At 67.8% G+C, this 11,694-nt stretch carries 11 protein-coding genes; 8 read left to right on the forward strand and 3 right to left on the reverse strand.

Annotated features, from left to right (window positions below; genetic code table 11):
- Both AC6RA4_RS17880 and AC6RA4_RS17885 read left to right on the forward strand, forming a co-directional pair.
- On the forward strand, nucleotides 1-987 hold a 987-nt coding region (locus tag AC6RA4_RS17880), incomplete at its 5' end, for a glutamine synthetase family protein (RefSeq protein WP_500162682.1).
- Nucleotides 984-2,186 carry a cytochrome P450 gene (locus AC6RA4_RS17885; protein WP_500162683.1) on the forward strand — a complete coding sequence of 401 codons (1,203 nt, stop codon included), beginning with the start codon at nucleotides 984-986 and terminating at the stop codon, nucleotides 2,184-2,186. The genes AC6RA4_RS17880 and AC6RA4_RS17885, both read left to right, overlap by 4 nt.
- 138 nt (nucleotides 2,187-2,324) lie before the next feature.
- On the opposite strand, the gene AC6RA4_RS17890 is transcribed toward AC6RA4_RS17885, so the two are convergent.
- Entirely contained in the window at nucleotides 2,325-3,386 is a 1,062-nt protein-coding gene (locus AC6RA4_RS17890; RefSeq protein ID WP_500162685.1) for a dipeptidase, read from the reverse strand.
- A 96-nt stretch (nucleotides 3,387-3,482) separates the two neighbouring features.
- A complete protein-coding gene (locus AC6RA4_RS17895; protein WP_500162687.1) occupies nucleotides 3,483-4,904 on the reverse strand; it encodes a hypothetical protein in 1,422 nt (473 codons plus the stop codon).
- Nucleotides 4,905-5,184: 280 nt separating this feature from the next.
- Between AC6RA4_RS17895 and phnC the strand changes: the two genes are divergently transcribed.
- The 6 genes from phnC to AC6RA4_RS17925 all read left to right on the forward strand — a co-directional run bounded on the left by phnC (nucleotide 5,185) and on the right by AC6RA4_RS17925 (nucleotide 10,962).
- Nucleotides 5,185-6,003, forward strand: coding sequence for a phosphonate ABC transporter ATP-binding protein (gene phnC / locus AC6RA4_RS17900; protein WP_500162689.1), 819 nt, complete (start codon nucleotides 5,185-5,187; stop codon nucleotides 6,001-6,003).
- Nucleotides 6,004-6,062: 59 nt separating this feature from the next.
- Complete coding sequence (gene phnD, locus AC6RA4_RS17905) at nucleotides 6,063-6,968, forward strand: phosphonate ABC transporter substrate-binding protein (RefSeq protein ID WP_500162691.1); 906 nt, start codon at nucleotides 6,063-6,065, stop codon at nucleotides 6,966-6,968.
- A gap of 186 nt (nucleotides 6,969-7,154) precedes the next feature.
- Nucleotides 7,155-8,015, forward strand: coding sequence for a phosphonate ABC transporter, permease protein PhnE (gene phnE / locus AC6RA4_RS17910; RefSeq protein ID WP_500162692.1), 861 nt, complete (start codon nucleotides 7,155-7,157; stop codon nucleotides 8,013-8,015).
- Nucleotides 8,015-9,319, forward strand: coding sequence for a phosphonate ABC transporter, permease protein PhnE (gene phnE / locus AC6RA4_RS17915; protein WP_500162694.1), 1,305 nt, complete (start codon nucleotides 8,015-8,017; stop codon nucleotides 9,317-9,319). The genes phnE (AC6RA4_RS17910) and phnE (AC6RA4_RS17915) overlap by 1 nt, the downstream gene beginning before the upstream one ends.
- A 1-nt stretch (nucleotide 9,320) precedes the next feature.
- Nucleotides 9,321-9,932, forward strand: coding sequence for a DapH/DapD/GlmU-related protein (locus AC6RA4_RS17920; protein WP_500162695.1), 612 nt, complete (start codon nucleotides 9,321-9,323; stop codon nucleotides 9,930-9,932).
- A 148-nt stretch (nucleotides 9,933-10,080) separates the two neighbouring features.
- Nucleotides 10,081-10,962, forward strand: coding sequence for an SHOCT domain-containing protein (locus AC6RA4_RS17925; RefSeq protein ID WP_500162697.1), 882 nt, complete (start codon nucleotides 10,081-10,083; stop codon nucleotides 10,960-10,962).
- Nucleotides 10,963-10,979: 17 nt separating this feature from the next.
- On the opposite strand, the gene AC6RA4_RS17930 is transcribed toward AC6RA4_RS17925, so the two are convergent.
- A partial coding sequence (locus tag AC6RA4_RS17930; RefSeq protein ID WP_500162698.1) for an amidohydrolase family protein occupies nucleotides 10,980-11,694 on the reverse strand: 715 nt, incomplete at its 5' end.

Raw genomic sequence — 11,694 nt, forward strand, 5'->3', positions numbered from 1 at the left:
GAGCACGGCGAGGACGGCAAGCCCAACGAGGGCTATTCCAAGCCCTATTGCTACCATATCGACCAGTTTGAATCACTGCGCCCGGTGTCGATGCAGGTGATCCGCTACGCCCGCAAGATGGGGCTCGACATGATTCAGGGCGACCACGAGGACGCGCCGGGCCAGCTCGAGCTGAACTGGACCTTCGACGACGTGCTGCGCAACGCCGACCGCCTGACCACCTATCGCCAGCTCTGCGCCCAGGTGGCGCGCGAGAACGGCATCTTCGCCTGCTTCATGACCAAGCCCTTCATGGGGGTCTCGGCGAGCGGGTGCCACCACAACATGTCGCTCTGGACCGCCGGCGAGGACGTGTTCAAGCGCACCGGCAACGATCCCGACAACCTCCCGGGCGCGCCCGAGAACTACATGTATGTCTCGGGCGGCGACAACACCTTCATGCCCGATACCGACGATCCGCAGATGCCCGGCAAGACCGGCCTCAAGGCGATCGGCGGCGTGGTGCATCACCTGCAGGCGCTGACCGCGATCGGCGCCTCGACGGTCAACTCCTACCGCCGGCTCTGGGACACCGGCTTCTGGGCGCCGGTGTTCTCGGACTGGGGCTTCCAGAACCGCACGACCGGCCTGCGTGTCTCGGCACCGGGGCGCTTCGAGTATCGCTCGGTCGACTCGATGGTGAACCCGTACCTGATGGGCTCGGCGCTGCTGGCGGCGATGGATGACGGTCTCGACAACGATCTCGACCCGGGCGCGCCGGAAGAGCGCAACATCTACGACGCCATGGCGCAGGGCAAGAAGGTCAAGAAACTGCCGATGTCGCTCGGCGAGGCGCTGGTGCATCTCGAAAACGACGAGGTCGTGCAGCGCGGGCTTCCGGGCGAGATGTATCGCCTGTACCATGAGTACAAGTCGGACGAGTGGGCGCGCTTCATGTCCACCGTCACCGATTGGGACAAGGACACCTACATGGAGTGCCTGCCATGAGCCTCGAGGCCCAGTTTCCCGACGCGCCCTTTCTCGACGTCGCGAACCCGGCCTTCTCGCTCCGGTCCGAGCCGGTGCGGGAGGCCCGCGCCAAGAGCTGGTACGCCCGCACGCCCTACGGGCTTGCGGTGCTGCGCCATCAGGAGATGGGCCAGCTGCTCACCCACAAATCGCTGATTCAGGGCAGCCATGCCTGGCCGGCGCTGAACGGCGTGACCGAGGGGGTGTTTGCCGACTGGTGGAACAAGTCGATCCTCGTCACCGAGGGCGACGACCACTGGCGCCTGCGCAAGCTGGTGAACCCGGCCTTCTCGCCCAAGGTGGTCAAGACGCTGATGCCCGAGTTCGAGCGCATCGCGAACGATCTGGCGGATCAGTTCATCGCCAAGGGCGCCTGCGATTTCATGGCCGAGTTCGCCGATCCCTATGCCGCGCGGGTGCTGTGCCTGCTGCTCGGCCTGCCCGAGAGCGAGGCGCCGTTCATCCTGCGCACCTCGGCGACGATGGGGCTGGCGCTGGGGGTGAACTTCCCCAACCTCGTCGACAAGATCGAGGCGGCGACGGTGGAGCTTGGCGATTACATCAGCGACGTCCTGAAGGAGCGCGAGGCCAACCCCGGCGACGATATCCTGTCGATCATGGTGCAGGCGCGCGAAGAGGGCGACCGGCTGAGCCATGACGAGCTTTGGAACCTTGCGCTGATGCTGGCCTTCGCCGGCGTCGACACCACGCGCAACCAGCTCGGTCTTGGCATGTCGATGTTCGCCGCCCATCCCGACCAATGGGAGGCGCTGGCCGCGGATCCCTCGCTCGACATGGCGGCGGCGACCGAGGTCATGCGCATGCGTCCGACAATCACCTGGGTGTCGCGCGAGTCGGTGGAGGATTTCGAATACGGCGGGATCACCATCCCCAAGGGCACGGTGCTGCATCTCTACTCCGAGAGCGCCGGCACCGATCCTGCGGCGATGGGCGATGCACCGTTCGACATCACCGCCAAGCGGGCGCGCAACTTCGGCTTCGGCGGTGGCATCCACCACTGCCTTGGCAACCTCGTTGCGCGCAACGACATGGCGGTGGCCTACCGGGTGCTCTCGGCGCGGATGGGCGCGCCGGTGGTGGCCGAGGGCGCGACCTGGCTCGCCGACAGCGGCAACACCGGCCCGATCTCGCTGCCGATCACCTTCGCAGTGCGATAGGGCCGCATCGACCTGACCGAAACGAGGCCCGCTTCTGGCGGGCCTTGTCATGCCCGGGCACCGCGATCTGCGGGGCAGGCCGGCGCTCAGCTTCGCGCGTATCGGGTCGGGTGCCAGTCTCCCTCGCGGCGCGTGGCCCTAGCTGCCCCAGGTCTTGCGCAGGACGCGCATCCAGTTGCGCCAGCACAGCTTTTCCATCAGTTCCTCGTCCACGCCATGCGCCTGCATCGCCTCGCGCAGCCGCGGCAGGCCGGCGCAATCGGCGATCTCGTTGGGCACCAGCGCGCCGTCGAAATCCGAGCCGAAGCCCACCCGGTCCTCGCCAAGGATGGAGATCAAGTGGTCGAGATGGCGCATCATCTGCTCGAGCGGCACGTCGCCCTTCATCTGACCGTCGCTGCGCAGAAAGGCGGAGGCGAAGTTGATCCCCACCATGCCGTCGCTCTCGGCGATCATCGCGAGCTGTCGGTCGGTGAGGTTGCGGCTGTGCGGCGTCACCGCCCAGGCGTTGGAATGGGTCGCCACCAGCGGCGCATCGCTGAGCGCGGCGACATCATTGAAGCCCTTCTCGTTGAGATGGCTGAGATCGACCATGATCTTCAGCGCGTTGCATTCGCGGATCAGCCGCTTGCCGTGATCGGTGAGGCCCGGCCCCGTATCGGGGCCCGAGGGGAAGGCGAAGGGCACGCCGTGGCCGAAGATCGTCGGCCGCGACCAGACCGGCCCGAGCGAGCGCAGACCGCGCGCGTGCAGCGCGTGCAGGCGCTCGAGACCCGGGTCGATGCCCTCGGCGCCCTCGATATGCATGATCGCCGCCATGGTCGGGCCGAAAAGCGCCTCCTCGAGCGCGTCCACCGTGCGGCAGAGCGTGACGGCGCCGGCGCGTTCCAGCGCCTCGAGCGCGGCGACACCCTGAAGCGTCACCTCGCGGCCCTCATCTTCGGGCAGCATCAGCGGCATCGGCAGATCGTATTCCGGCTTGATCATGTCGTCGGGGCTGGCGCCGGGCTCGGGCGGGGAGGGCACGAAGATCGCGAAGAAGCCGCCGCCAAGCCCGCCGGCCTGCGCCCGCGGCAGATCGATATGGCCGTCGGGCAGCCCCGCGGTCACGCCCTCGGGGGTGACATCGCCGCGCAGCAGTCGCAGCACGAGGTCATTGTGGCCGTCGAAGATCGGGGGCGTGAGGGGGGCGTCGGTCATGCGGGGAAGGGCTCCGGTGTGGCGTGAGGCCGAGATGACACCGGATGCCGCCGGGCTGCAAGCGCGGGCGCGGCCCGCGCGCCGGCAAAACCGTTGTCAGCCCAGCAGATAGGCGTAGGCCAGCACCCAGAGCGGCAGCACCACGAGGCAGACCAGCATGTAGCCGCCATTCCAGCGCAGCCCGACATGGCGCGCGCTGACATTGCCGAAGGAGCCCACCAGCAACGTCGTTGCGGTGAAGGGCGAGCTGATGCCGCCGAGGGCCCAGCCCGCGGTGATCGCGGTGACCAGCGCGGTGGGCGACACGCCAAGCTGCCCGGCGCTGGGCAGCAGCGGCGCAATCAGCGTCACCGCGAGGATCGGGTTCATCGCGAACTGCCCGGCGAGCGGGATGATCCAGACCAGCCCCGCCAGGACCAGCCAGTGCGGCAGATCCTCAGGGTGGAAGCCCGAGGCCTTGACGAGGGGCGCCAGCAGCGGCGCCCCGACGGTGCCGATATAGCCCGCCATCATCAGCAAAAGCACCTCACTGCGATAGCCCGGCAGGTCCTTGAAGGTATAGGTCTTCAGCCGTGCGCGCACCGGCGCGCCACCGCCACGCGCCTGCAGCGCGGTCCAGCCGAGCGCCATCACCGGCACGATCAGCAGCACCAGCCCGATCACCCGGATGCCGGTCAGCGCGCCCATGATCAGCACGCTGGTCACGAGGATCGCCAGCAGCCCCAGCAGCGGCAGCATCAGCGCCCAACTGCCGTTTGGTTTGACGCGCGGGCGGGCAGGGTGCGAGAGCTTGGGCTTGAAGATCGTGTCGAGCCCCCAGCCGAGCCCGGTCATGATCAGCGCCGTGCCGAGCGCCGGCAGCACCACCGTCTCCCAGCTGGTGCCGGGGATCAGCGCCGTCGAGATGGCGATGGCGAAGGACAGCGGCGACCATGGCAGCGAGGTGACAAAGCCGCGCTGGATCGCCAGCAGCATACGGCGGCGGCGGTGGTTGCGGATCTCCTCGTCCGGTTCTTCCTGCGCCGCGGCGGTGGCGAGGCTGCCGAGCAGCGCGATGGCGCCGTAATTGAGCAGCAGCGCGAAGGCGGTGCCGCCGGTGGTGAGCGCGAGATAGCGCCGCCCCGGGGGCTGTTCGGCGAGGAAGGTGCCGCTGGCGCGGATCGCCGCCGAGGGCTCGGCGGCGCTGCGCAAGGTGGCGAGCGCGGTGAAGAAGGCGGCGATGAACGAGGCCTGGTGAAACGCCCGGGCGACGGTGGACTGCCAGTCGCCGCCCATCCACACCAGTGCGGCGGTCAGCGCCATCGCGGCGAAGACAAAGGCCTTGCGGTTGATCTTCACCCGCAGGAACAGCACCACAACGAGCGCGATCATCAGCGCATCGACCAGAGGCTCCTGGAAGGTGGTGCCAAACCACTCTCGGATGATCACGAGGCCGGTGACGAGGATCAGCAGCAGGCCAGCGAAGCGGTCGAGGCGGTGGGGGGCAGGGGCCGAGCCGTGCTCCTGGGGATGTTGCATGAGGCGGTTCGGGGCCTTCTTTCTTGCATCAGTCATCTTGCATTAGTCGGGGGCTCCGGACCGCGCGGCGATGGTGCGTGCCCTCGGGGAACCTTGACCGCCATGTAGACCGGTTGGACCAAAAATCGCAATTGCCGTGGCCATGCGTTCCCCGCCGTTCCGCCATGCTTGTCTGTCATGAAAGCTTCATCGCCGGGTGATCTTTCCGACACCCAATCGTCACGAAGCCGATACGCCCCGCGCCGTAAGACGCCCTCGGAACAGGACATCCGGGGGACACATGCTCGTCGTAGACCAGCTGACCAAGCGTTTCGGCGCGAACACTGCCGTGGACAACGCGAGCTTCACGGTCGACCGACCGATGATGATCGGCATCATCGGCCGCTCGGGCGCGGGCAAGTCGACCTTCCTGCGCATGATGAACCGCCTGACCGACGCCACCGTGGGCGAGATCCGCTTCGAGGGCCGCAACGTGCTGGCGCTGAAGGGCGCCGAGAAGCGTGCGTGGCAATCGGACTGCGCGATGATCTTCCAGCAGTTCAACCTCGTGCCGCGCATGGACGTGGTTTCCAACGTGCTGCACGGCACGCTGGCCAAGCGCCCGGTGCTGTCGACCGTGTTCAACCTCTACCCGCGCGAGGACATCCACCGCGCCATCGACATCCTCGAGCGTCTGGGCATCGCCGATCACGCCGCCAAGCGCGCCGAGGCGCTGTCGGGCGGCCAGCAGCAGCGCGTCGCCATCGCCCGCGCCCTGATGCAGGATCCCAAGGTGATCCTCGCCGACGAGCCCATCGCCTCGCTCGATCCGATGAACGCACAGATCGTCATGGAGGCGCTGCGCCGCATCCATGACGAGGATGGCCGCATGGTCATCGCCAACCTGCACACGCTCGACACCGCGCGGCGCTATTGCGACCGGGTGATCGGCATGCGCGACGGGCGCATCGTCTTCGACGGCACGCCCGACCAACTGACGACCGGCGTCGCCCGCGACATCTATGGCGCGGGGGCGGATTTCTCCGAAGACGCCACCTCCACCGAAATCCGCGAGCCCGTGGCCGTGACGGAGATCCGTCAGGCCGAGGTCGCGGTCTGAGAGCTTCCAGCGGGCCCACGGGACGGGCCCTTCAATCCGACAAAGGGGAAGATAGGGACATGAAGAAACTGATCGCGGCCGCCCTGGCCACCACCACGCTCGCCGGCGCCGTTCAGGCTCAGGAGATCGAGGGCTTCAACATCGGCATCCTCGGCGGCGAGAACGCCCAGGACCGTCTCAACAACCACGAGTGCCTCAAGACCTACACCGAGGAAGCTCTCGGCGTGCCGGTCAAGCTCTTCGCCCCGGCCGACTACAACGGCGTGATCCAGGGCCTGCTCGGCGGCACCATCGACATGGCCTGGCTCGGCGCCTCGGGCTACGCCGCCACCTTCCTCGCCGATCCCGAAGCGGTCGAGCCGGTGCTGGTCAAGGTCAACCTCGACGGCTCCATCGGCTACTACTCGATCGGCTTCGCCCGCAAGGACAGCGGCATCGCCTCGCTGGACGACATGCAGGGCAAGGTGTTCGGCTTCGGTGACCCGAACTCGACCTCCGGCTACCTGATCCCCTCGATCGAGATCCCGCAGGCCGGCGACGCGATCACCATGGAGTCGGGCGACTACTTCAAGGAAGTGAAGTTCACCGGCGGCCACGAGCAGACCATCGTCGCGGTCAACAACGGTGACGTCGACGCCGGCGTGACCTGGGCCGACGGCCAGGGTGCATGGGAAGACGGCTACAACTCGGGCGCCCTGCGCAAGGCCGTCGACGCGGGCCTGATCGACATGAACGAGCTGGTCGAGATCTGGCGCTCCAAGGAGATCCCGGAAGGCCCCATCGTGGTGCGCAAGTCGCTGCCCGACGACGTCAAGCAGACCATGACCGATCTCGTCGCCAACATGTACGAGACCGACAAGGAGTGCACCTACAACATCTCCGCCGGCGAAAGCCTCGGCTTCAAGCCGATCGGTCACGACAACTACCTGTCGATCATCGCGGCCCGTCAGGCCAAGTCGAACTGATCGGCTGACCCATCGGGGCCTCGCGCGGCATCGCGCGGGGCCCTTTGCCATGCGCAGCCGCCCGCCACGCGCCGACAAGCGCACCGCCCGCGCGCTGCCACCGGTCCCCCGAAGCCCCCCCGGCGGAGATGCTCCGCAGCCCGGCCCGCCGGTGACCGCAATCCGACCGCTTGCCCGAGACCCCGCATGACCCAGACCGAGATCCCCTTCGACACCCGCGCCCATTACATGGCGCTGATGGCGCGAAAACGCCTCTATGGCGGGCTCGTGCTCGCGATCTTCGTGGCGCTGATGGTGTCGGGCTTCATGCTGGCGGATTCGCGCAATGCCGGCGGCTTCTGGGCCGGCCTGCCGCAGATCCTCGATTTTCCCGCCGACGTGCTCAGGGACACCGCGCCCAAGCTGCACGAGCTTCCCGGCCATCTCCTGCGCTATTTCCCTGCGCTGGTCGAGACCGTCAACATCGCCGCCGTCTCGACCCTGATCGGGGCGGGGCTGGCGATGGTGCTGTCGCTGCTCTCGACCCGCGGGTTGGCGCGCTGGCCGCGGCTCATTCCGCTCTTTCGCCGAACCATGGACATCATGCGCGCGGTGCCCGAGATCGTCATCGCGCTGGTGCTGATCTTCATCCTTGGCGGCGGCCCGGTGCCGGCGATGATCGCCATCGCCTTCCACACCGCCGGCGCGCTGGGCAAGCTGTTCTCCGAGGTCAACGAAAACGCCGACCTCAAGCCCGTCGAGGGGCTGCAATCGGTGGGCGCGGGCTGGTTCCAGCGCATGTGGCTGGGCGTCGTGCCGCAGGTCTCGCCGAACTATTTCAGCTACGCGCTTCTGCGCTTCGAGATCAACATCCGCGCCTCGGCCATCCTCGGCTTCGTCGGCGCCGGCGGCATCGGCTACGAGCTCAAGAACGCCATGTCCTGGGGGCAGGGCAAGTTCGACGAGGCCGCCGCGATCTTCATCCTGCTGTTCCTGACCATCGTGGTGTTCGACCAGCTCTCGAGCCACGTCCGCAACGCGATGATCGCGAAGAAAGGAGGCCACTGATGGCCGACGCTGCCCTTTATGCCTCTGCCGACCGTCTCTTCGCCCGCAAGAAGCTTTTCGCCTTCGGCCTGCCGGCGCTGGTGCTGGTCTATCTCGGCTATGTCTTCTTTGCCTTCGACATCCCCGGCCTGGCCGAGCGCGCCCGCATGGACAACGCTCGCGCGCTGGTCTCGGATGTGTACAGCTACAAGACCCACGTCACGCAGGACAACCGCTCGGGCGAACTGACGGTCGCCATCGAGGGCGAGCGCAAGGGCACCTATCCGCAGGGGGCGGGGCCCGACTGGGTCGTAACCGGCTCCGAGGGCACCCTTGTGCAGCTCTCGAACGGCCACGAGGTGACGCTCTTCCCCGAGGGCGGCTTCTACTACGACATCCCCGGCTTCGGCCCGGTCGAGGCGCGCATGGACGGGCGCACGGTGACCTCGAACCTGCCAGAGCAGACCCCCGACTGGATCTCGGCCTCCAACACCCGCCTGCAGATCAACACCGAGGGCGGCCGGGTCTCGCTGACCCGCAACAAGACCGAGGTGTTCCGCTATTTCCCCGGCTGGGAGCTGTTCTTCTTCACCCTCGAGAGCCCGTATTACGGCCATGGCCCGCTCGAGATTCTGTTCGGCGCGCAGATCGACCCCGAGCGCGGCAATATCGCGGGCGCGTGGCACGACTTCTGGCAGAACGCCATGTGGCGGCACGGCGATGTCGCCTGGGCGCTGTTCGAGACCCTCCTGATGGCCTTCCTCGGCACCTTCGGTGCGGCCATCGTGGCGCTGCCGCTGGCGTTCCTCTCGGCCAAGAACTTCGCACCGCTGCTTGCGCTGCGCTTTGCCATGCGCCGGGTGTTCGATTTCCTGCGCGGCGTCGACGGGCTGATCTGGACCATCGTGCTCAGCCGCGCCTTCGGGCCGGGGCCGATGACCGGCGCGCTGGCGATCCTGCTCACCGACACCGGCAGCTTCGGCAAGCTGTTCTCGGAGGCGCTGGAGAACGTCGACGGCAAGCAGATCGAGGGCGTGGCCTCGACCGGCGCGCGCCCGATCCAGCGCTACCGCTTCGGCGTGATCCCGCAGATCACCCCGGTGCTGATCTCGCAGGTGCTGTATTTCCTTGAATCCAACACCCGATCGGCCACCATCATCGGCGCGATCACCGGGGGCGGCATCGGCCTGCTGCTGACGCAGGCGATGATCACGCAGAAGGACTGGGAAGAGGTGAGCTACTACATCGTGCTGATCGTGCTGATGGTGATGGCGATGGACAGCCTTTCGGGCTGGCTGCGCCGCAAGCTGATCCGGGGCGCGTGACATGGCGCGCCTCACGGAAGAGCCTCTGATCCATCCTGACTGCGAGCTGACGGAGTGCCGCTTCGGGCGCTTCGTCGAGATCGGGCGCGGCTCGCGGCTCGCCCATGTGGAGATGGACGATTACAGCTATTGCGACCGCTATGCCGATATCGCCAACGCGAGCGTCGGCAAGTTCGCCAACATCGCCAGCTTCTCGCGCATCGGGCCCACGGATCACCCGATGCAGCAGGCCTCGCTGCACCATTTCCTCTACCGCTCCGACGATTACTGGGACGATGCCGGGCGCGACGCGGCGTTCTTCGCGCATCGCCTGTCGCGCCGGGCCAGCATCGGGCACGACACATGGATTGGCCACAACGCCGTGGTGCGCCCTGAGGTCAGCGTCGGGCACGGCGCCGTGGTGGCGGCGGGCGCGGTGGTGACGAAGGATGTGGCGCCCTACATGATCGTCGCGGGCGTTCCGGCGGTGCCGCTGCGCGAACGCTTCCCCGCGCCCGTGGCCGAGCGCCTGATGGCGCTGGGGTGGTGGGACTGGGATCACGCCACGCTGCGCGCGCGGCTCGAGGATTTCCGCGCCCTGCCGATCGAGGCGTTTCTCGAAAAATACGAATAGGCCCGGCGCGAGACCGGGATCGCCCGGAATTCGAACCATTCGCACCGGCCCGGAGCGCGGCGCGTGGTCGCGGCGTTATCGCCGGTGTTCGCGCCTGTCCCATCGTGCTAAGCCCTGAGCGGTACACCCCAAGGATCGGAGATCCGAGATGACTGCGCTCACCGAAGACGGCAAGAAACTGGTCTCCGAGGCGGCGACCCGCCACGGCGTCTCGACCGAGACCGCCGAGGCCATGCTGATGGCGCTGGTCGCCGGCAATGGCACGCAGGCGCAGTTCAACATCGCCGAGCTCGGCGGCATGGGGCAGTGGTCGCAAGGCGGCATGACCATGGTCGGTGACATGTTCAACAACGCGCTGAAGGCGCGGGTCGATGCGCTCTGTACCGATCTCGCCAATATCCTCATGGTCGGCAACCTGTTCCGCAAGGTCGAGATGCCGGCCACCGCGCCGGGCACGCAAAGCCAGTCGCAATCGCAGGGCGGCGGCATGGGCACCAGCCTGTTCATCAAGGGCGGGCTGGTGGGCGCGTCCTGGCCGGAAGAACTCGGCGTGCCGTCCTCGACCGGCAGCCAGAACAACCTGCGCTACGCGGTGTTCCCGCAGACCCGGCGGCTGGCGATCGATTTCGGCGGCCGGATCGAGATCTTTGACACCGGCGATCACCAGATCTCGGGCGTGTCGCAGCAGCAGAGCGGCGACCAGTCGCTGACCTTCACCAGCCAGCACGGTCTGGTCTCGGTGCGCGAGCTGCCCCGGGTGGGCGAGGCGAGGCCGGAGGCGCCCGAGGCGCCGGAAGACGTCATTCCCGAAGCGTCCGAGCCCGCCGCCGAGCCCGCGCCCGCCGCCGTCGCGCCGGAGCCCGTGCCCGCGCCCCAACCAACCCCGGCGCCCGCCGCCTCCGAGAAGGGCCCGTCAGGGGCCGAGGAGGTCATCGCGCTGATCCGCAAGCTCGGCGAGCTCAAGGAGGCGGGCCTGCTTACCGAAGACGAGTTCGCCGCCAAGAAGCGCGAACTGCTCGACCGGCTCTAGAGGCTGAGCCGGCGCGGCTATTCCGCCGCCAGCCGCGCGCCGCGCAGGGTGCCGATGAGCCGCGCCCCGGCCTCGCCCGAGAGATAGGCCAGCCGGCCGCCGCTCACCGTGGCCTCGATCTCGCGCGTCGCCGCGTTGACCACCACGAAATCCGCCCGTTTGCCGCGCTCCAGCGTGCCGCGATCCGCAAGCCCCATGATCTCCGCCGGTACCCGGCTGATCATCTCCCACGCGCCCGGCAGGTCGCGCACGCCGCGATCCACCAGCACCCAGGCCGCCTGCGCCAGGCAAGGATAGTGGTAATCCGAGACCAGCGCGTCGCAGAGCCCGCGCGCCACCAGATGCAGCGCCGAGACATTGCCCGATTGCGAGCCGCCCCGCACCACGTTGGGCGCGCCCATCAGCACCGGATCGTTGCAGGCCCGCGCCAGCTTGGCCGCGGCGGCGGTGGTCGGGAACTCGGCGATGCGGGCGCCGATGATGCGGTAATATTCCCGCGTCTCGCCATCGGGATCGTCATGGCTGCCATAGCGCAGATCCATCGCGTCGAAGGCCTCGGCCAGCGCGCAAAGGTGCCGCGGCACGTCGCGGCCGCGCGCCTTGGCCTCCTGCAGCACGACGAGGAATTCCGCCAGCGTGCGCCCGCCGCGCTCGGCCCAATGCGTCACCTTGTGCGGCGCGCTGTCGGCCAGTTCCAGCGTCTCGGGCAGATGGTTGTTGAAGATCACGTAA

Source organism: Salipiger sp. (genome assembly GCF_059781815.1).